This window comes from Blastococcus aurantiacus (genome assembly GCF_900102425.1).
Lineage (GTDB): Bacteria > Actinomycetota > Actinomycetes > Mycobacteriales > Geodermatophilaceae > Blastococcus > Blastococcus aurantiacus.
Genome location: NZ_FNBT01000001.1, coordinates 628,753 through 648,365 on the forward strand (window position 1 = coordinate 628,753; position 19,613 = coordinate 648,365).

The following is a 19,613-nucleotide window of genomic DNA, read 5'->3' on the forward strand; positions in this document are numbered from 1 at the left end:
CGCCCAGACTGCCCGGACCGCCGTCCCCCGTCGAGGGGTCAGCCGAGCACGGGCAGGGTCCGCTTGGCCGCCAGCCGGTCCATGCCGGCCTGGATCCGGGCCTCGACCTGGTCGTAGATCTTCTGGACGTAGGCCTCGTCGTCGACCCGCTCGGGGTCGTCGTCGACCTCGATCGGCTCGAGCAGCTCGGTGCGGATCTTGGCCGGCAGCGGGACGTGCGCCGGCAGGATCTCGACCGCCAGCGGGAACGGGAACCCGGCGATGATCGGCAGGTTCGCCCCGCGCAGCGTGGACTTCAGGCCGGTGACCTTGTCCACGGCGTCGGCCAGCCACTTTCCCTCGGAGAGCACGAAGACTGTGTCGTGCCCGCCGACGGTCGCCACCGGCACGATCGGCACCCCTGACCGGATGGCCTGCTTCACGAAGCCCTTCCGCCCACCGAGGGTGGCGACGTCGCGTTTGCGCCAGCTGCGCATGGCGTCCACCTCACCGCCGGGCCACACGACGACGTCCTCGCCCTGCTCCAGGGCTGCGCCGACGCTCGTCCGGTTCGCCGCGATGACACCGACGGCGCGGAAGTAGTCGCCCAGTCCCGGTGCGGCCATGAGCACGTCGTGCGCGCTGCCGTGCAGCGGACGGCGGCCCTCGAAGTGGTGGTGCCAGGCGTTGACCAGGGTCCAGGCGTCCATCGTCAGGGCGCCGCCCGAGTGGACCCCGACGACCAGGCTGGTGCGGTCCGGCACGTTCTCCCAGCCGTCGATCTCGAGCCGGAAGTACCACTTGTCGAGGAGGTCCCAGAGCGGCTGCTGGAGCCGCATGAGGGTCTCGTTCGGCGGGTGCGGCTCCATCGCGGCGCCCACGCGCCAGCTGATGAGTCGCTGAAGGAGGTTCTGCTGGTGCTCGGCCATGCTGCTCCCTCGGCTCTGAAGGACGACGGCTGTTCCGTGCAGGACAACGGCCGGACCCCGCCCAGGTGACGTGGCCTGCGTCACACTGCCTGGTCAGGCCCCCGTCGGCACCTCGGGAGCAGCGGGCCGCGGACCCTCGGGCCGGTCCAGGAGCCAGCGCCGGATGTGCGCGTAGACCCGTGGGTGGGCGAGCAGCCCGAAGTGGTGCAGCCCGCCGACCCGCTCGACGTGGTCGGCCGGGAACGCGAGCCGGTCGTCGTCGCCGGTGTCGCCGAGGGCGCTGCGCGGAGAGACGAGCAGATCACCGAGCAGGTCCGCCAGCGGCCCGTCGGGATCGGTGCTCAGCGTCGCCACGATGACGAAGTGCCGGGCCCCCTCGTGCAGCGGCACGTGGGTGCGGGTGCCGCTCGCGGGGCCGTCGAGGTCCCGGTCGGCCCAATCCTCCTCGACCAGGGTGCCGTGGCGGAGGTCCTTGATGCCCACGCTGCGCAGCGACAGCACACGGGCCAGCGGACGGGTCTCCGGAAGCCGGGACAGCTGCAGGCCGAGCTTGTGCACGCCGCGCTCCAGCGGGGCGCCGGTGTGCGGCGAGCCGAGGGTGACGGTGTCGCGCACCAGCTGCGTCCAGGCCAGCGCGTCGGTCGTCCCGTCCTGCGCCTGGTGGAGGGCGCTGCGGGCGACCAGCCCGCCCATGGAGTGGCCGACCAGGACGAGGTCCTGCACCTCCTGCGGCCAGGCGGCGACCAGCTCGGCGAGCAGCCCGGCTAGCTCCCGGCCGTTCTCGGAGATGTGCAGCCCGGTGTTGTAGCGCAGGTACACCGGGGTCAGCCCGAGGTCGGCCTGCAGCAGGGTCCCGTAGGTGACATCGGCCCGGCCGAAGTGCTTCTCCGCCCCGTAGCCCCAGGAGTCCTCGGTCTCGGTCAGCCCGTGCAGGAAGGCGACGATCCGGCCGCTCGCCGCGGGGAACGCCTCCTCCAGCGAACGTGGGTGCAGGGGCACGGCCCGGCCGGCCACCCGCACGGTCATGCCCAGGTCCAGCCCGGGAGCGGCGCGCTGCACGAGGTCGCCGTGGGCGCCGTTGAGCACGCCGAGAACCATCCGGCCCCGGCGGTCCTCGTCCAGGTCCCGGCCGCTGGCCCGCGCGGCAGCGGCCCGGCCCACCGCGCGCGCGCCCAGGCCGAGCGCCACTCCCACGCTCGCGTAGGCCAGCCCGGCGACGGCGTCGTGCCACAGCTGCACCGGGCGCCCGATCGGTCCGACGGTGCGGAACACCCGTCCGGCGATGCTCTGGTGCACCTCGCGCACCCGCGCGGTGCCGCCCCGCAGCGTCAGCCGGGCCAGCTCCGCCGCGCCCTGGACCTCGTCCGTCCGCATGCGTCTCCCCCCGATTGCCGACCGCGGGACGAGGGTCCCTGCCACGCCCCCGGCGGGCAACCGGAGCGGGCTCGGGTCAGTCGGTGCAGCCGGGCACGTCGTCGGCCCAGCGCACGCTGCCGGGCAGGTCCGCCCGGAAGGCGTCGCGCACCTCGGGCGAAGCGGCGAGCCGCCAGTCCACCGGGTCGCCACCGATCTCCGGCTCGGCCCGGTCGAACTCGAACCACGAGACCATCGCCAGCCGCGGCAGCCGGTCGTGCACCCCCGGGTCCAGCAGCTGACGCCACCACGCCTGCTTGACGGCCAGCTCGCCGGCTCCACCGCGCCCCGGCGCCCACAGCGCCGCGGTCTCGGCCAGCGCCACCGGCTTGTCGTGGCCCTCCCCGTAGACGGCGTGGAAGTCCGGCACCGCCCGCTCGTCGCCGCCCTGGCCCGCGTACTCCCCGGTCATCTGCGCGAGGAACTTTCCCTCCTCGGGCACCTCGTTCTCGCCCCAGGGATAGCTGTGCCCCCAGTGGTAGAGCGACAGGCCGACCCAGTCGACGGCGGAGGCGCCCGGCCAGTACGGCGCGTAGGGATCGTCGGCCGCGGTCACCGCGCCGTCCCCGTCGGTGTCGAGCACCGCCGCGTCGGCCCCGCCCGCGACGGCGGCGTACTGCTGGCCCGCATACGGGTAGCCACCGCCGTAGTGGGGCGCCCACATCATCGCCGAGCCCGGAGCTCCGGCGTGGACGGCGTCGGCCAGCCGCCGGAACGCGGCGACGTAGGCCTCCGGCTGCTGGCCCCACGGGTACCAGGCACCGTTCATCTCGTGCGCAAAGCGGACGATCACCGGCACGCCGGACTCGTTGTAGCCGGCCAGCCGGTCGGCCAGGTCACGGGCGAGCTCGTCGGTGACGACGTCGAGGCCCCGGTCCGGTTGCAGGGTGAGCAGCAGCATCCCGCCCTCGGCCCGGACCTGCTCCACCGCGAGGTCGAGGTTCCGCTCGTCGTCGGGGCCGAGGGGGAAGGGCATGAAGGTGCCCACGACGGCGGGCCGGGACCCCAGCGAGGAGGCGAGGTCCGCGAGCGGCTCCACCGCCCAGTCCGGGTACACGCCCAGGTAGACGCCGTCGCCGGGGGCCGTCGCTCCGGCGGCGCAGCCGGCTTCCGCGGTCGGCCGGGATCCGGGTTCGGCCGCGGCGCCGCAGCCGGCGGCCACGAGCGAGGTGATCAGCGGGGCGAGCAGCAGCCGTCGTCGCACGTCCTCTCTTCGGCCGCGACCGGACCGGGGTGCAGCGGAGAGCCGGCCCGGAACCGCGGTCCTCATCCGCTGGAGTGACTGCCGGCGGGCCTAGGCTCGGGGCGGACCCGCCCACCGACCCCTGGAGTTCCCGTGCTGCGTCTGCTCGGCTGGCTGCTGGTGATCTGGCTGGCGCTCAGCATCCTGGGCGCGGTCATCAAGGGGCTGTTCTGGCTGACCGTCCTCGCGCTGCTGCTCGCCGGCGCGACCGTGGCGCTCGGCTGGACCAAGCGCGACCGGAAGGAACTGCCCCGCCGCTGGTGAGGCGTCAGTCGCCGTCGGCGTCCCCGGACATCCCGTCGGCGTACCGCAGCCCGTCCCCGTAGGCGGGCGCAGGGACGGCAGGCTCCGCCTGGACCTCGATCTGCTCGTCGCGGGCGACCTGCGCCCCGGCGACGAACTCCTCCAGCGGGATGGCGTACCGGGGATCGACCATGCCCGGGAGCCTGCCGCTTCCCGGCGCGACCGTCCACCCCCTCAGCGCATCTCCCCCGCCCCGACGTAGGGGAACGGGCTGGTGAGCAGGTGCCCCTCGGCGAACCGGGAGAGCCGGAAGTCCGACTCCGGGACGTCGGGGTCCGAGCTCTTCCCGTCGACGACGAGGTCGGCCACCAGCCGGCCGACGGCGGGCGAGATCTTGAAGCCGTGGCCGCTGAACCCGGCCGCGACCACCAGCCCCTCGACCGGCGTCTCGGAGATGACGGGGTTGAAGTCCGGCGTCACGTCGTAGCAGCCAGCGTAGGTGCCGCTGACCGAGGCGTTCTCCAGCCCCGGGAAGCGGTGCGCGACCTTCCCGACCGCCATCTCGAGGAAGTCGTCGGTGGCCCGGTTGAGGTAGCGGTCGGGGTCGGCGGGCTCGGGCACCGAGAGGTCGCTGTTGCCGAACAGCAGCTGCCCCCCGCCCTCGGCGCGGATGTACTGCAGCGAGACCAGGTCGGAGAAGACCGGGACCGCGCCGAGGTCGGTGCCCGGGTCGAGCAGCACGATCGCCTCGCGGTGCACCCGGACGGGCAGGTCGATGCCGAGCGGGGCCAGCAGCGCGACCGACCAGGGGCCGGCCGCCACGACGACGGTGCCCGCCGCGACGGTGGCGCCGTCGGCCAGTCGCACGCCGGTCGCCCGGCCGCCGTCGACCAGCACCTCGGTGACCGGCGTCCCCTGCCGGATCTGCACCCCCGCCCGGCGGGCGACGGCGGCGAAGGCCTGCGCGGTCCGGTAGGCGTCGCCGTAGCCGCCGCGCGGCTCCCAGCCGAAGGCGGCGAAGTCGTCGAGGTCCGCCGCCGGCCAGAGGCGGGCGACCTCGTCGCGGTCGATCTCCTGCGTCTGCACGCCCAGCGCGCGCTGGTTGGCCAGGCTGGCCCGCAGTGCGTCGACGTTCTCGGGGCCCACGCCGACGACGTAGCCGGTAGAAGTGAAGCCGACGTCCTCCCCCAGCACGTCGGCGGCGTGCTCGAAGACCTCGAGCCCGGCGTTGGCCATCGCGGCGAGCGAGGAGACGCCGTAGTGGCAGCGCACCACCCCGCTGGACTTGCCGGTGCCGCCGGAGCCGACGGTGTCCCGCTCGCAGACGAGTACGTCGGTGACTCCCCGCTGCGCCAGGGCCCAGGCGGTGGCGGCGCCCTCGAGCCCACCGCCGACGATCACGACGTCCGCGCTGGTGCCCCCCGGCGTCACAGCGGCTGCCCCGGGATCCACGACGTGCCGGCCAGCGGCACCCGGGCCATGGCGGCGGCCTCGATGCTGAGTGCGACGAGGTCCTCGGGCTCCAGCGAGTGCAGGTGCGCCTTGCCGCAGGCGCGGGCGATGACCTGAGCCTCCATGGTCATGACGCGGATGAAGTTGGCCAGCCGCCGGCCGCCGACGACGGGGTCGAGGCGGTCGGCGAGCTCCGGGTCCTGCGTGGTGATGCCCGCGGGGTCCCGGCCGGCCTGCCAGTCGTCGTAGAAGCCGGCCGCGGAGCCGAGCTTCCGATACTCCTCGTCGAGGTGCGGCGCGTTGTCGCCGAGCGCGATGAGCGCGGCGGTGCCGATCGCCACGGCGTCGGCACCCAGGGCCATGCACTTGGCGAGGTCGGCACCGTTCCGGATGCCGCCGGAGACCACCAGCTGCACATGCCGGTGCAGGCCCTCCTCCTGCAGCGCCTGCACGGCCTGGGGCAGCGCGGCCAGCGTCGGGATGCCGACGTGCTCGATGAACACGTCCTGCGTCGCGGCGGTGCCGCCCTGCATGCCGTCGAGCACGATGACGTCGGCGCCGGCCTTGGCCGCGAGCTTGACGTCGTAGTAGGTGCGGCTGGCGCCGATCTTGACGTAGACCGGCTTCTCCCAGTCGGTGATCTCGCGCAGCTCGCGGATCTTGATCTCCAGGTCGTCGGGCCCGGTCCAGTCCGGGTGCCGGCAGGCGCTGCGCTGGTCGACGCCCATCGGCAGGGTTCGCATCCCGGCGACCCGCTCGGTGATCTTCTGGCCGAGCAGCATGCCGCCACCGCCGGGCTTGGCGCCCTGGCCGAGGACGATCTCGATGGCGTCGGCCATGCGCAGGTGGTCGGGGTTCATCCCGTAGCGCGACGGCAGGTACTGGTAGACGAGGTGCTTGGACTGGCCGCGCTCCTCCGGCGTCATCCCGCCGTCCCCGGTGGTGGTGCTGGTGCCGACCTCGCTGGCGCCGCGGCCGAGGGCCTCTTTGGCGCGGCCGGACAGCGCGCCGAAGCTCATCCCGGCGATGGTGACCGGGGTGGAGAGGTGCAGCGGGTAGCTGGCGTTGCGGTCCCCGAGGACGACGTCGGTGTCGCACCGCTCCCGGTACCCCTCGAGCGGGTAGCGGGACATGCTCGCGCCGAGGAAGAGCAGGTCGTCGAAGTGCGGGACGCGGCGCTTGGCCCCGCCACCGCGGATGTCGTAGATGCCGGTCTCGGCCGCGCGCTGGATGTCGGCGATGGTGGCCCGGTCGAAGGTGGCTGATTCGCGGAGCATCTGGGTCGTCCCCTCAGTACGCCGAGGCGTTGTCGACGTGGAAGTTGTAGAGCTGGCGGGCCGAGCCGTAGCGGCGGAAGCCGGCCGGGTCGGCGGACATGCCGGCGGCGGCGAGCAGCTCGGCGAGCTCGGCCAGGTGCTCGGCGCGCATCTCCTTCTCGATGCAGTCGGCGCCCAAGGACTTCACCGAGCCCTGCACGTAGATGCGGGCCTCGTAGAGGGAGTCACCGAGCGCGTCCCCCGCGTCGCCGCAGACGACGAGCCGGCCGGCCTGGCCCATGAACGCGCTCATGTGCCCGACGTCGCCGCCGACGACGATGTCCACACCCTTCATGGAGATGCCGCACCGCGCGGCGGCGGACCCCTCCACGACCAGCAGGCCGCCGTGGGCGGTGGCGCCGGCGGACTGGCTGGCGTTGCCACGCACGCGCACCGTGCCGCTCATCATGTTCTCGGCCACCCCGACGCCGGCGTTGCCGTGGACGGTCACCGTGGCGCTCTTGTTCATGCCGGCGCAGTAGTAGCCGACGTGGCCGTCGATCTCGACCGACACCTCGGCGTCCAGGCCGACGGCGATGCTGTGCCGCCCGTCGGGGTGGGTGACCCGCCACGATGGCACTTTCTCCGCCACGTCGGGCGCGTGCAGCGCGGCGTTCAGCTGCCGGACGTCGGAGACCGAGAGGTCGACCACCGCCTCGGTCGTGCTGTTGGGCTCGTGCACGTCCAGGGGCGTGCTCAGCGCTGCCATGCGTAGACCTCCTCCGGCTCGGGTTCGAAGATGCGGGCGTGCTCGACGCCGGGCAGGCCGGCGAGGGCGCGGTACTCGGACGCCATCGCGACCCACTCCGGGGTCTCGGCGACGACGGCGGGCTTGCAGGCGATGGCATCGCGGACGATCGCGAAGCTGTCCTTGGTGGAGACGAGCAGCGTGTAGAAGCCGTCGAACCGCTCGCAGAGGAGCTTCAGCGACTTCTCCAGGTCGTAGCCGGCGGCCAGCTGCGCGGCGACGAAGCGGGCGCCGACCTCGGAGTCGTTGTCGGAGTCGAAGACGGCGCCGCCGGCGACCAGCTCGCGGCGGATGGTGGCGTGGTTGGCGAAGGAGCCGTTGTGCACGAGGCACTGGTCGGTGCCGACGGAGAACGGGTGGCAGTGCGCCGGGGTGACGGCCGACTCGGTGGCCATCCGGGTGTGGGCGACCCCCTGCCAGCCCTGCGCCTGCGCCAGGTCGAACTCGGCGGCCAGCAACTGCGGGTGGCCGACGCCCTTGAGGACGGCGACCTCCTCGCCCGAGCCGATGACGAGCAGGTCGGGCAGCGCGGTGCGGACGGCGGCGACGAGGGTGTCGACGTCGACCGGCGCGTGCACGACCAGCGTCTGACCGGCGTCGACGACCGCGACCCCGGGGACGGCGGCACGAAGCGCCGTCGCCACCTCGTCCGGCGTCGTCGTCCCCGGGAGCAGGGAGACCGAGGCGTGCCCGGGCGGTGACCATCGGGGGTCGCCGTAGACGGCGACGCCGGCGGAGTCGGGGCCGCGCTCGGTGACCTGGCAGAGCATCCCGGTCAGCAGCTCGCCGAGCCGGGGGTACAGGGAGGGCTCCCGCAGGTGGAGCCCGACGATCCCGCACATGGGTGGTTCCTTTCTCGGTCGGTCTTCTCGGCGGGTCAGAAGGCGGTCACGTAGCGGTCGACCTCCCAGCTGGAGACCTGGCCGTGCCACTCGAAGAACTCGTCGCGCTTGAGGCCGGCGAAGTAGCTGCTGACGCCGGCGCCGGCGGCGTCGAGCGCGCCGGTGACGACCGGGTCGGCCTCCAGCTGCTCGACGGCGTGCAGGAGGGTCGGCGGCAGCGGGTCGCTGCGGTTGGCGCCGGGGTCGCCCGGGTCGAGGTTGCGGCGGATGCCGTCCAGGCCGGCGGCGAGCGCGGCGGCCGCCGCGAGGTAGGGGTTGGCCGAGCCGTCGCCGCCGCGCAGCTCGACGCGGTTGCCGTCGGGGACGCGCAGCAGGTGGGTGCGGTCGTTGCCGCCGTAGGTCGCCTGCCGCGGGGACCAGGTGGCGCCCGAGCGGGTCGAGGTGGCGCCGGTGCGCTTGTAGGAGTTGACCGTGGGCGCGAGCACGGCCTGCATCCCGCACGCGTGGTCGAGCAGCCCCGCGACGAAGGAGTAGGCCAGGGGGCTCAGCCCGAGGCCGCGGGCGTCGTCGGCGTCCGGGAAGGCCGGCGCGCCGTCGCGCCACAGCGAGAGGTGCATGTGCAGGCCGCTGCCGGTGCGGTCGGTGAACGGCTTGGGCATGAAGGTCGCGGTCATGCCGCGCTCCTCGGCCATGACCGAGAGCAGGTACCGGAGGGTGACGACGCGGTCGGCGGTGGTCAGCGCGTCGGCGTAGGCGAAGTTCTGCTCGAACTGGCCGTTGCCGTCCTCGTGGTCGTTGGCGTAGTTGCCCCAGCCCAGGGAGTTGATCGCCTTGGAGACGGCGGTCAGGTGCTCGTACATGCGGGTCAGGCCGCGGGCGTCGTAGCAGGGGCGCTCGGCGGTGTCCTTGGCGTCAGCGGGCCGCAGTGCGCCGTCGGGGGCGCGCTCGACGAGGAAGTACTCGACCTCGGCGCCCACCTTGAGCTCGAGGCCGAGCTCGGCGGCTCTCGCGAGCTGCTCGCGGAGGATGACGCGCGGGGCGTAGGGCCACGGCGTTCCCTCGACGTGCGGGTCGCAGTGCACGATCGCCAGCCCCGGCCGGAGGAAGGGCACCGGCATGTAGGACGACGGGTCGGGGATGGCGATGAGGTCGGGGTCCTTCGGCTCCTGGCCCATGGCGCCGACGGCGTAGCCGGCGAAGCCGACCCCGTCGGTCTGCAGCTCCTCGACGGCCTCGATCGGGACGAGCTTGGCGCACGGCTTGCCGGTCAGGTCGACGAACAGGGCGAGGATGAACTCGATGCCGTCGGCGCGGGCCTTCGTCACCAGGTCGGGCGTGGGCTGGCCTTCGACATCGAGCGCTGCACGGCCGGGGGTGGGCACCTGTTCGGGGACCGGCGGGGCGTCGGGACGGGCGGCGGTGAGCGACACGGGGACCTCCGGAGTAGCTGTTCACTGTCGTGAACCTCTGTCGCATGTGAGTAGACGGGGCTCCGGTTTCGCCGGCGTTACCGCGGCGCTGAGTTCGTGTTGCCGCGAGTCCCGCGGGGCCGCCCCGTCGCTGCTCGCCGGCGGGCCGGCCGTCGACAGCCGGGCCGGCGCGCTCCTGCTACCGACGGGCCGCTGACCTGCGGAAGCTGTCGTACCCCCCAGCTAGTTTCGAGGCATGTCCGACGGAGGCTCCTACGGCGTCACGGTCACGGCCGCCCCGGTCGTGGCCCTGCCGTTCGCCGTGGAGATGCCCCCGCCGGATCTCGACGGACGCCCCGTTCCCCTGGGTCGTCTGATGCCGGCCGCCCGCCGCACACCGCAGGAGAAGGCCCGGGAACTCGAGCGGGTCGTCGAGGTGGAGGCCCGACTGGCCGCCTACAAGGCCGAGCTGGTCGTCTCCCTGGCTCGCGACCGAGGCCGCCACGACGATCCGCGTCCAGGCACTGTTGGCGCCCCCTCGCCGCGGTGGGCGCGTGAGGAGGTCGACGAGCCGCTGCCCGAGGTGAGCGAGTTCTTCGCCGACGAGCTGGCGCTGGTCCTCAACTGCTCGCGCACCGGCGCGACGGTGCTCGCCGAACACGCGCACACGCTGGTCGAGCGGCTGCCCTCCACCTGGGCCGCGCTCGCCGACGGCGCGCTCGACTGTCCCCGCGCACGGGCCTTCGCCGCGGAGCTCGGCTGGCCGGCCCGGAACACCGACCCCGAGGTGGTCGCGGAGGTGGAAACCGCGGCGCTCTCGCGGGCCGCGGAGCTCTCGGTGACGAAGCTGCGGGCGTTCCTCCGCCGCGAGCTGATCAGCCGCGACGCGTCCGCAGCCGAGCGGCGCCGCAAGCGGGCCGAGCGCTCCGCCGACGTCACGGTGCACTCAGCCGAGGACGGCATGGCCGAGCTGCGCGCGTTCCTGCCGGCCCCCGAGGCGGCGGCCGTGCACGCCGCCGTCGACGCCCTGGCCCGCGAGGCCAAGCTCGCCGGTGACGTGCGCCCGATCGGGATGCTGCGCGCCGCCTTCCTCACCGACGCCGTGCTCCGGCCCGGGGACAGCGGCGAGTCGACGGTCAGCGCGCACGTCACTGTGATCGCGCCGCTGCCCACGCTCGGCGGGCCGAGCTGCGACCACCCGGCGGAGGTCCTGCCGCGGGGCGCCCGTCCCGCACCGGTAGAGCCCGGCGAGGTGGACGGGCACCCCATCACCGCCGGCCAGCTCCGCGACCTGCTGACCCAGCTCGACTCGCTCTGCCCGGGCGGCCTGCAGGCGCCGACCGGCGGGAGCCTCGGCATCGCCCTCACCGATCCCGCGACCGGAGCCCTGCGCGCCACCGTCAGCCGCGCCGAGCTCGAGCGGCTCGTCCGCCGCGGGTGCCCTACCCACCCCGACGGCGATTGCGGGTGCCCGGTCCTCGACCGCCCCGCGCCGGTCGACCGGTACCGCCACTCCCCCGCCCAGGAACGCTTCACCCGGACCCGCGACCGGACCTGTCGCCAACCCGGCTGCACCGGCCGCGCAGCCTGGACAGATCTCGACCACGTCGTCCCGCACGACGACGGCGGACCCACCGACTGCGGCAACCTCTGCTGCCTGTGCCGCCGGCACCACCGTCTGAAGACCCACGCCCGCGGCTGGCGCTACGCGATGACCACGGACGGCGTGCTCTCGGTGACCACTCCCAGCGGAGTCACCCGGATGACCCGCCCACCCGGCTGGCGGGCGCACGCGGACGAGCTGGCACACCGGGTTGCCACACCGACGCTCGACGACTCGCCCCCGTTCTGATGGCTGTGCCCTGTCCTCCCAGGTCGCCAACGCTGTCATGCCTCAGGTATCACGTGCCGACGGCGCGGTTAGGGTGCGTGGCGTGGTCGCGAAGTCAGCCACCGAGGTGAAGGCGGAACTCGAGCGGAGAAAGCGCGAGGACCCTGCCTACCGCGCCGAACTGGAGCGCGTGGAATCAGAACGCGCTGAGCGCGCACGGCTCAACAGGATTGCTGAGCAACCCGTCGTAGCGGACCTCAAGGCCCTCGGTCTCGACCTGGATTCCGTCTGGGACCTGTACAAGATTCCGGACTCGCGTCCGCAGGCCATACCGGTCCTTCTCCGGCACCTTGCACTCGACTACCCGGAACGGGTCCTTGAAGGCATCGGCCAGGGACTCGACCACCCCTCGGCTCGCGCATGGTGGGGTGACCTCCGCGACATGATGCTCGACACCGAAAGAGACGTCGTACGGGATCGACTGTCAGCGGCGCTGAGCAACTGCGCGACCCGTGGGCACTACGAGGAGCTGCTGGGCTTCATCCGGGATGACGGCCTCGGCCAGTGCCGCATCTACTTCTTGCGTCCGATCAACAGGATCGGCAATCGGATCGAGGCTGGACAGGGCCGAGCAGTCATCGAATCTGTCGCAGCCGACCCCGTCCTCGCCAACGAGGCGACCGCGATACTCAAGGGTCGTAGCCGGAGTCAGTAGATGGCCGGCTACAGCCGCGATGAGGGCGCCACCCCTGGCACGCAACGGCGCACCGTGCCGCGGCCGTCCCCAGTCAGCCTCCCCGTTCCAGGCCCGCAGATCATCCCGCGACCGCTGCCCGGCAATGTGGCTCGCGACTGAGTCAGCCCGCCCGGAGGATGGCGACATGGACCCGGGGAGAGCTGCATGACGCTTCTGTGGGTGGGCGGGTTCGCCGTTGCGCTGGGCACGGGGTTGCTCCTCTTCCGCCGCCCGCTGACCGCATGGAACGCGCGTGGAGCCGACGCCATGCGGAGCAGGCACAAAACTCAGGTCAGCGACCCGAACGACGGCTACCCCCGCTACATCGTGGGCGTCGGCGCACTCATCCTCGGAGTCGGTGTCGTCCTGGTGGTCCTCGGCACCCTCCGGCTCTGAGCAGGCCTCCCCACAGGCGAACGGTCAGCGCGAGGTCAGCCAGTCGACAGCGGCTCCGCGGAAGCGGGTCAGGCCCTTGTAGTCCGCCATGTCATCGGGCAGTTCGGCGAGGACGGCGGCGAAGCGCTGCCGCCACTCCGGCACGGTGGCCAGCTCGCGCAGCGACAGCACGTGCGTGCGCACCAGGAAGCAGACGGCGTTCGAGACGCCGAGCCGGATCAGGTGCTGCACCTCGACCCGCAGGTGCAGCCGGTCGGGCAGTGCCGGATCGTCGACCACCAGCCGCCGGTCGCGGCCCCAGTCGGCGTAGGTCTCGGTGGAGGTGTCCAACCGCCGGTCGACGGTCATCGTCCAGTTGGTCCGCCGGTACTCCTCCCCCGGCTGCAGCCGCATGAGGAACTGCTCGGCCCGCTGCACCACCCCCGCCTCGTGCACCCGCGGCACCGGGCCGTGCACCTCCAGGAACCGCATCCCGACGTCGAAGCCCATCGACCAGTCGGCCGCGAAGGTCACCAGCCCGGCGTCGGCCCACAGCGCGCCCTCGCGCTGGTCGAGCAGCACCACGTCGTCCTGGATCTGGCTGCCCAGGAACGCCAGCGGCCCCTCCGGCAGCGAGTCGTCGTCGCCGACGGTGAACGTGCGCGCGGTGCCGAGCCGGTCGTTGCGCCACGTCCAGCGGTCGCCGACCCGGTCCAGCGACGTCGTACCCGGCAAGGTGTCGGCCAGCTCGGGCAGCAGCGTGGTCAGCGCGTCCCACGAGGCCACCCGCATGTGCGGCAGCTCCTGGCAGCGGGTCGGGTCCGCGGCAAGGACGGCGCGGCGCTCCGCCAGCTCCGCGGCGTAGTCGTCGTCCACGTCGAGCACGCCGGCCCCCCAGCCGCCGGCCGCCGTCGTGACCGGCCGGCGCGCGGGCTCGACGTTGGTCGAGTACCGGTAGCTGTCCGTCGCGAACGGGAACGGGAAGCGGGCAACCCGGGAAGAGAGTGCAGTGGTCACAGGTCCAGCTCCAGCTCGTCGTCGACGCTGCGGGAGACGCAGCACATGACCGCGTCGCCGGCGGCGCGCTCGGCCTCGGACAGGTACAGGTCGCGGTGCAGCGGCCGCCCGCTGCGCACCGGCACGCGGCACTCCCCGCACACGCCCTGCCGGCACAGGTTCGGCACCGCCACCCCCGCCTCCTCCAGCGCGCTGAGCAGGCTGGTGCCCGACGGCACCGGCACCCGCGTGCCGGAGCGCGCCAGCCGGGCGGTGAACGGCTCGCCCGGGTCGAGGTCGGCCGCCGAGAACCGCTCCGCGTGCACCCGCTCCGCCGGCCAGCCCAGCTCCGCGGCGGTCTCCTCGACGAAGGCGATCAACGGCGCCGGGCCGCACACGTACACGTGGGTGCCCAGCGGCCGGTCGGCCAGCGCCGCCCGCACCGCTGCCAGCATTTCCGGCGTCGACCCGTAGGCGGCCAGCCGGTCGCCGCACAGGTCCCGGAGTTCGTCCAGGTGGGCGCCGGCACCCGGTCGGTGCCCGTAGAGCAGCTCGAACGAGCGCTTCCAGCGCACCGCGGCGCGCGCATGCGACAGCATCGGCGTGATCCCGATACCCCCCGCGACCAGCAGGTGGTGCCGCGCCGTCGACACCGGGGCGAACGCGCTCCGCGGCCGGGAGGCGGTGACGACGTCGCCCACCGCCAGGCGGTGCACGAACGCCGAGCCGCCGTCCCCGTCGGGGCACAGCAGCACCGACACCCGGTACTCCTCGGCCGGCGAGCCGTCGCCGGTCAGCGAGTAGGCGTTGCGCCGGTCCCCGCAGTCCATGACGAGGTGGCTGCCCGCCGGGTAGGCGGGGAGCGGTCCGCCCTCGGACCGGCGGAGGGTCAGCGTCCGGATCCCGGGGACGTCGTCGGCCACCGCGGCCACCGCGAGCACGAGGACGCCGGTGCGTGCGGCAGTCCGCGCCGGGAGGGTGGCGGTCACGCGACCTCCTCGGCGTCGGCCATGAAGCCCAGGTACGCACCCGCTCGGCGCGAGACGTGGGCGTAGACGTGCAGCCGGCGACCGCACCCGTCGCACGGGGTCTCCCCCGCCACGGGCGCCGTCGTCGCCGTCGTGGTGCGGCAGTGCGGGCAGTACACCCGCTTGCGCTCGGTGCTGGTCACCGCGCAGCGGATCTCCGCGTCCAGCACCCCCGCCCGCAGCGCGACGGCGCGGGCGGCCAGCACGTCGGCCTCCGGACCGGCCAGCATCAGCCGCCAGCCCACGCGGGCCCCGGCGATCCGGGCGGTCAGGACGGCGAGCACGGCCTCGTCGGCGTCGTCCGCGGCCAGCACCTCGACCGCGCGGCCGGCCGGGACGTCGGCGGCCCAGGCGGTGGTGATTGCGCAGCCCCGCGCGCCGAAGCCGACCAGCAGCAGTGCGCGGGCCGATGGGTCCGGCGCCGGCCGCTCGGTGCCCCAGCGCGGCACGCTGGTGTGCTCTGCGCCCACGGCGGTCAGGGCGCGAACGAGCGGTGGCCGGTGTAGAAACCCAGCGCCCGGTCCGGCGTCTCGAACCGGATCCGCGAGCCCTTCGGGAAGAACAGCACGTCCTTCGGGCCGGCGACGACCTGCTGGCCGCTGTCGAGGTCGGTCAGGTGGAACTCGCCCTCGACGACGACCTTCATCTCGTCGTACGTGTACTCGTAGTCCAGCGGAGCGCCGGCGAACAACTCGAAGAAGCCGCTGCAGATCTCGGCTCCGCCGGGGTTGGCGAGGGCGTCACCGATGTAGGCGCGGGTGCCCGGGTCCGCCATCCGCGGCAGGTTGCGGAAGGCTCCGCTCACGTGTCCGATACGGGTCGCGCTGGTGGTCATGTCCGCTCCGGAGGTCGTCCACTGGTGGTGGACAGACGGTATGGAGGGTGGACCCCCGGACGGGTTACCCGGCAGTTACGTTCTCGCGGCATCGCCGTTCGGGACCCTTCACCGCACCTAAGCTGGGCCGCGTGGAGGCTCTGCCGGTGCCCGAGGGCACCCCCCGGGAGGAGACCCCGAGCGGTCATCTCGAGGACGTCATCGCCATGCGGGTCCGCGAGCTGCGGCTGGCCAAGGGCATCTCGCTGGCCGAGCTGGCGCGGCTGACCGGCATGAGCAAGGCGATGCTGTCGAAGATCGAGAACGCGCAGACCTCGTGCAGCCTGTCCAGCCTCGCCCGGCTCGCCGAGGCGCTCGCCGTCCCGGTCACCGCGCTCTTCCGCGGTCTGGACGCCGAGCGCGAGGCCGTGCACACGCCGGCCGGTCACGGCGCCCAGATCGCCCGTCGCGGCAGCAACGTCGGCCACCTCTACCAGCTGCTGGGCGCGCTCCGCGGTGAGCACAAGCGCCTCGAGCCGCTCCTGGTGACGCTCACGGAGGCCAGCGAGGTCTTCCCGCTGTTCCAGCACCCGGGCACCGAGTTCCTCTACATGCTCGACGGCGTGATGGTCTACGGCCACGGGCAGGCGCGCTACGAGATGCACCCGGGCGACTCCCTGGTCTTCGACGGGGAGGGCCCGCACGGCCCGGCCGAGCTGGTCGAGCTGCCGATCCGCTTCCTCGCCGTCACCGCCTACGGCCACGTGGCCTGACGCGCAGCACCGCACGACAGCCCTTCCACGACACAGGGGCCGGCACCTCGCGGTGCCGGCCCCCACGTCGTCGCGGGTGGATCAGGTCGTCGGCCGGCCCTCGGCGGCGGACGACGCCACCAGCCGCTCGGCCGAGGCGATGACCGCCTGCGGCGTCGGCGAGGTGCCCGGCGTGTGCACCGTGCCCTCGAGGTCGTAGGCGACCTCCGCGTGCTGGTCGAGGTCGACGCCCGTGGACTCCGACTCCGGCGTCAGCCGCAGGCCCATCGTCTTGTGCACCGCGAGGGCGATGAGCAGCGAGACGACGAACCCGTACCCGACAACGGCGGCCGTGGCCGTCGCCTGCACGCCGAGCAGCTCCAGGCCACCGCCGTAGAACAGGCCGTCCCGGCCGCTGGGCGCCTCGGCGGACCCGAGGAACCCGACAAGCAGGGTGCCGACGACGCCGCCGACCAGGTGGACGCCGACGACGTCGAGCGAGTCGTCGTAGCCGAAGCGGTACTTCAGCGCGATGGCCAGCGGGCAGACGACGCCGGCGACGGCGCCCACCGCGAGCGCACCGAGCGGGGTCACCGCGCCGCACGCCGGGGTGATGGCGACCAGGCCGGCGATGGCGCCGGACATCCCGCCCAGCGTGGTGGCGTGCCCGTCGCGCAGCTTCTCGACGACCAGCCACGCGAGGATCGCGGCGCAGGTGGCGTTGAAGGTGTTGAGCATGACGACCGAGGCGCTGTTGCCCGCGGCCAGCGCGGAGCCGCCGTTGAAGCCGAACCACCCGAACCAGAGGATGCCGGCGCCCAGGGCGACCAGCGGGAGGTTGTTGGGGCGGGCCTGCCGCGGCCAGCCGGTCCGCTTGCCGACGACGAGGACCAGGGCGAGCGCGCCGATGCCGGCGTTGATGTGCACCGCGGTGCCACCGGCGAAGTCGACGGCGGCCAGCTTGTTGGCGATCCAGCCACCGGAGACGCTGCCGTCGGCGGAGTCGAACGCGAAGACCCAGTGGGCGACCGGGAAGTAGACCAGCGCCGCCCACAGCCCCGCGAACACCAGCCACGGGCCGAAGCGCACCCGGTCGGAGACGGCTCCGGCGATCAGCGCGGTGGTGATCACCGCGAACAGCGCCTGGAACACCGCCACCAGCGCCGGTGGGAGCGCCGCCTCCTCGTCCCCGGCGACCAGCGACCCGAGGCCGGCGTACTCGGTGAGGTTGCCGAGCAGCCCCACTCCGCCGTAGGAGTCGCCGAAGACGGCGGAGAAACCGAAGAGGGTCCACAGCACGCCCACGACCGCGACGGCGCCGAACACCATCATGATCATGTTGAGGATGCCGCGGGAGGAGACCATGCCGCCGTAGAACAGCGCCAGGCCAGGGATCATGAGCGCGACGGCCATCGTCGCCGCGAGGATGAATGCAGTGCTGCCGACGTCCACGGGAGCCCTTCGTCTACTGAGAGTGGTCGCTGTCCTGCGGGAGTAGACGGTTCCTCTGTTGCCCCGGCTGTCCATCCACGTGACGTTCAGGTGACATCGGTGTCCGCCCGGCGCGTCCGCGGCGCCAGGGCGCCCGTGCAACTCTCGGTCCCGTGACGACCGACCCCACCGCGACCATCCGCGACGCCGCGACCTACCTGCGCACGTGGCTGGAGTCGCAGGCGGCGCACCGGCGGGTGCCCGGCGTCCAGGTCGCCGTCCGCTCGGGTGGCGAGCCGGTGCTCTCCGCCGCGGTCGGGGTCGCGGACGCCGCCGGCACTCCCCTGACGCCCGAGCACCTCTTCCACGTCGCGTCGCACTCCAAGACGTTCACCGCCACCGTCGTCCTGCAGCTGGTCGAGGCCGGCCGGATGCGGCTCGACGACCCGATCGGCGTTCACGTCCCCGAGCTCGCCGACGGCGGATCGCCGCTGGCGCAGGCCACCGTGCGCGAACTGCTCGGGCACCAGGCCGGCGTCACCCGCGACGGCACGCACGCCGACTTCTGGCAGCTGGAGGCGCCGTTCCCCGACCGCGCCGCGCTGGTGGCCGCGGTGCTCGGGGGCGGTGCCGTCCACGGGCGCAACGAGCGCTTCAAGTACTCCAACGTCGGCTACGCGCTGGTCGGCCTGGCCGTCGAGGCCGTCACGGGCGTCCCGTACGCCGAGCACGTCCGTCGCGCCGTCCTCGAGCCGCTGGGCCTGACCCGTACCGGCGCCGACCACGACCCCGGGCGGGCCGGGGAGTACGCCGCCGGCCACACCGCACTGCTGCTGGGCGAGCGGACCCGCCGACCCCTCGGGCACGCGCGCACCGGCGCCTACGCACCGGCGACCGGCTTCTTCTCCACCGCCGAGGAGCTCAGCGCCTTCGCCGAGGCCGCCCTCGTGCACGGGGACGAGCGGCTGCTCTCCACCGTCGCCCAGCGGATCATGCAGCGGCTCGAGTCGGAGGTGACCGCCTACGGCACGGAGATCGGCAGGTACGGGCTCGGCGTGGACCTGAGCACCGTCGGTGACCGGAAGCTGGTCGGGCACAGCGGCGGCTGGCCCGGGCACATCACCCTGACGCTCGCCGACCCGGCCGCGGGACTGGTCGTCAGCGTGCTCACCAACGCCATCGACGGTCCCGCCCAGGAACTCGCGCACGGCCTGGTGAAGCTGGTCGACGCGGCGTTGCAGCCACGCGCCACGGTGCCGTCGCCGCCGGTGGACGCGCCGCCGCCGCACTCGTTCACCGGCCGGTTCGCCGGGCTGTGGGGCGTGCTCGACGTCGTCGAGCTCGGCGGCCGGCTGGTGCTGGTCCGCCCGACCGCGCCCGATCCGCTGCCCGGGATGGAGGAGCTGCAGATCGTCGCCGCCGACACGCTGCGCGTGGCCCCCGAGCCGGGGTTCGGCGGCACCGGCGAAGCCGTCCACCTCGAGCGGGCCCCCGACGGGAGCGTGCGCTCCCTCCGGCTGGCCGGGGTCACCCACCGATCGATCGAGTAGCTCCTCCGCCGACGCGCCGACCTCGCGGGCCCAGCACGTGCCCGGTGGACGGGTCAGCTCCCGGAGTCACCACGGCGGCGACTCGACTCCCCGCGTGCCCGGGCCGCGAAGTCGGCGTAGTCGTGCTCGGACTGCAGAACGCAGAACTCGTTCCCTTCCGGATCCTCGAGCACGGTCCATCGCGACTCGGCCCTCCCCCACGGTGCACGCCGCGCGCCCAGCGCGATCGCTCGCTCGACCGTGGCCGCCCGGTCCGCAGGACGGAGATCGAGATGCAACCTGCTCTTCTCCCTCGTCGGTGTCGCGTTCGGCGCGAACAGCAGGACCGGGCCGGCGCCGGAACGCGGTCCGATGCGTACGGACGCCGTGAAGTTCTCCTGGCGCTGGTAGCCCAGCAGAGCGCACCAGAAGGTCGCGAGGCCCACGGGATCGTCGGACCCGATGGTCAGGCAGTCGATGCGCACGTCGGGCGACTCGGTCACCGGCTCATCATCGTGCCCGACGCCTTCGGGTGATCGTGCCGCGC

The 19,613-nt window shown here is 73.5% G+C and carries 21 protein-coding genes; 6 read left to right on the forward strand and 15 right to left on the reverse strand.

From position 1 onward, the window contains the following. Positions 1 to 38: 38 nt before the first annotated feature. The 3 genes from BLS70_RS02945 to BLS70_RS02955 all read right to left on the reverse strand — a co-directional run bounded on the left by BLS70_RS02945 (position 39) and on the right by BLS70_RS02955 (position 3,525). Positions 39 to 908, reverse strand: coding sequence for a lysophospholipid acyltransferase family protein (locus BLS70_RS02945; RefSeq protein ID WP_091763971.1), 870 nt, complete (start codon positions 906 to 908; stop codon positions 39 to 41). A gap of 93 nt (positions 909 to 1,001) precedes the next feature. After that, positions 1,002 to 2,282: an esterase/lipase family protein gene (locus BLS70_RS02950; RefSeq protein WP_091763972.1), complete on the reverse strand. Its 1,281-nt coding sequence runs from the start codon at positions 2,280 to 2,282 to the stop codon at positions 1,002 to 1,004. Between the two features lie 76 nt (positions 2,283 to 2,358). After that, positions 2,359 to 3,525 carry a glycoside hydrolase family 26 protein gene (locus BLS70_RS02955; protein WP_091763973.1) on the reverse strand — a complete coding sequence of 389 codons (1,167 nt, stop codon included), beginning with the start codon at positions 3,523 to 3,525 and terminating at the stop codon, positions 2,359 to 2,361. Between the two features lie 132 nt (positions 3,526 to 3,657). On the opposite strand from BLS70_RS02955, the gene BLS70_RS20670 reads away from it, so the two are divergent. Continuing rightward, positions 3,658 to 3,828 (forward strand): hypothetical protein, encoded by a 171-nt coding sequence (locus BLS70_RS20670; protein WP_176946256.1) that lies wholly within the window; start codon positions 3,658 to 3,660, stop codon positions 3,826 to 3,828. A gap of 4 nt (positions 3,829 to 3,832) precedes the next feature. Here the strand turns inward: BLS70_RS20670 and BLS70_RS20675 are convergent, their stop codons facing one another. The 6 genes from BLS70_RS20675 to glnT are packed head-to-tail and all read right to left on the reverse strand — an operon-like array spanning position 3,833 to position 9,595. After that, positions 3,833 to 4,000: a hypothetical protein gene (locus BLS70_RS20675; protein ID WP_176946257.1), complete on the reverse strand. Its 168-nt coding sequence runs from the start codon at positions 3,998 to 4,000 to the stop codon at positions 3,833 to 3,835. A 41-nt stretch (positions 4,001 to 4,041) separates the two neighbouring features. Beyond that, on the reverse strand, positions 4,042 to 5,238 hold the full coding sequence (locus BLS70_RS02960; RefSeq protein ID WP_091763974.1) for an NAD(P)/FAD-dependent oxidoreductase: 1,197 nt from the start codon (positions 5,236 to 5,238) through the stop codon (positions 4,042 to 4,044). Continuing rightward, a complete protein-coding gene (locus BLS70_RS02965; protein ID WP_091763975.1) occupies positions 5,235 to 6,536 on the reverse strand; it encodes an FMN-binding glutamate synthase family protein in 1,302 nt (433 codons plus the stop codon). Before BLS70_RS02965 ends, BLS70_RS02960 begins: the two co-directional genes overlap by 4 nt. A gap of 13 nt (positions 6,537 to 6,549) precedes the next feature. Continuing rightward, the gene (locus BLS70_RS02970; RefSeq protein WP_091763976.1) at positions 6,550 to 7,284 is read right to left on the reverse strand and encodes a GltB/FmdC/FwdC-like GXGXG domain-containing protein; all 735 of its coding nucleotides are present in this window, start codon (positions 7,282 to 7,284) and stop codon (positions 6,550 to 6,552) included. After that, entirely contained in the window at positions 7,272 to 8,165 is an 894-nt protein-coding gene (locus tag BLS70_RS02975) for a class II glutamine amidotransferase domain-containing protein (RefSeq protein WP_091763977.1), read from the reverse strand. Before BLS70_RS02975 ends, BLS70_RS02970 begins: the two co-directional genes overlap by 13 nt. A gap of 35 nt (positions 8,166 to 8,200) precedes the next feature. After that, entirely contained in the window at positions 8,201 to 9,595 is a 1,395-nt protein-coding gene (gene glnT / locus BLS70_RS02980) for a type III glutamate--ammonia ligase (protein WP_218122245.1), read from the reverse strand. Between the two features lie 235 nt (positions 9,596 to 9,830). On the opposite strand from glnT, the gene BLS70_RS02985 reads away from it, so the two are divergent. The 3 genes from BLS70_RS02985 to BLS70_RS02995 all read left to right on the forward strand — a co-directional run bounded on the left by BLS70_RS02985 (position 9,831) and on the right by BLS70_RS02995 (position 12,537). Further along, a complete protein-coding gene (locus BLS70_RS02985; protein WP_091763978.1) occupies positions 9,831 to 11,426 on the forward strand; it encodes an HNH endonuclease signature motif containing protein in 1,596 nt (531 codons plus the stop codon). Positions 11,427 to 11,508: 82 nt separating this feature from the next. Further along, a complete protein-coding gene (locus BLS70_RS02990; RefSeq protein ID WP_091763979.1) occupies positions 11,509 to 12,120 on the forward strand; it encodes a hypothetical protein in 612 nt (203 codons plus the stop codon). Between the two features lie 186 nt (positions 12,121 to 12,306). Continuing rightward, entirely contained in the window at positions 12,307 to 12,537 is a 231-nt protein-coding gene (locus BLS70_RS02995; protein WP_091763980.1) for a hypothetical protein, read from the forward strand. Between the two features lie 24 nt (positions 12,538 to 12,561). Here the strand turns inward: BLS70_RS02995 and BLS70_RS03000 are convergent, their stop codons facing one another. From BLS70_RS03000 to BLS70_RS03015, 4 genes are read right to left on the reverse strand one after another with little or no spacing between them, the layout of a single operon-like run. Then, complete coding sequence (locus BLS70_RS03000) at positions 12,562 to 13,533, reverse strand: heme-dependent oxidative N-demethylase family protein (protein WP_091763981.1); 972 nt, start codon at positions 13,531 to 13,533, stop codon at positions 12,562 to 12,564. Beyond that, entirely contained in the window at positions 13,530 to 14,501 is a 972-nt protein-coding gene (locus BLS70_RS03005; RefSeq protein WP_091763982.1) for a PDR/VanB family oxidoreductase, read from the reverse strand. The genes BLS70_RS03000 and BLS70_RS03005 overlap by 4 nt, the downstream gene beginning before the upstream one ends. Next, positions 14,498 to 15,010, reverse strand: coding sequence for a dimethylamine monooxygenase subunit DmmA family protein (locus BLS70_RS03010; protein ID WP_091763983.1), 513 nt, complete (start codon positions 15,008 to 15,010; stop codon positions 14,498 to 14,500). The genes BLS70_RS03005 and BLS70_RS03010 overlap by 4 nt, the downstream gene beginning before the upstream one ends. Positions 15,011 to 15,015: 5 nt before the next feature. Then, positions 15,016 to 15,375 carry a cupin domain-containing protein gene (locus BLS70_RS03015; protein WP_091763984.1) on the reverse strand — a complete coding sequence of 120 codons (360 nt, stop codon included), beginning with the start codon at positions 15,373 to 15,375 and terminating at the stop codon, positions 15,016 to 15,018. Positions 15,376 to 15,506: 131 nt separating this feature from the next. Between BLS70_RS03015 and BLS70_RS03020 the strand changes: the two genes are divergently transcribed. Next, a complete protein-coding gene (locus BLS70_RS03020) occupies positions 15,507 to 16,127 on the forward strand; it encodes a helix-turn-helix domain-containing protein (protein WP_255362196.1) in 621 nt (206 codons plus the stop codon). An 81-nt stretch (positions 16,128 to 16,208) separates the two neighbouring features. On the opposite strand, the gene BLS70_RS03025 is transcribed toward BLS70_RS03020, so the two are convergent. Beyond that, a complete protein-coding gene (locus BLS70_RS03025) occupies positions 16,209 to 17,558 on the reverse strand; it encodes an ammonium transporter (protein ID WP_218122246.1) in 1,350 nt (449 codons plus the stop codon). Between the two features lie 152 nt (positions 17,559 to 17,710). On the opposite strand from BLS70_RS03025, the gene BLS70_RS03030 reads away from it, so the two are divergent. Then, positions 17,711 to 19,087: a serine hydrolase domain-containing protein gene (locus BLS70_RS03030; protein ID WP_091763986.1), complete on the forward strand. Its 1,377-nt coding sequence runs from the start codon at positions 17,711 to 17,713 to the stop codon at positions 19,085 to 19,087. 53 nt (positions 19,088 to 19,140) lie between these two features. Here BLS70_RS03030 and BLS70_RS03035 read toward each other — a convergent pair whose 3' ends face one another. Beyond that, positions 19,141 to 19,569 carry a VOC family protein gene (locus BLS70_RS03035; protein ID WP_218122247.1) on the reverse strand — a complete coding sequence of 143 codons (429 nt, stop codon included), beginning with the start codon at positions 19,567 to 19,569 and terminating at the stop codon, positions 19,141 to 19,143. Between the last annotated feature and the right edge of the window lie 44 nt (positions 19,570 to 19,613).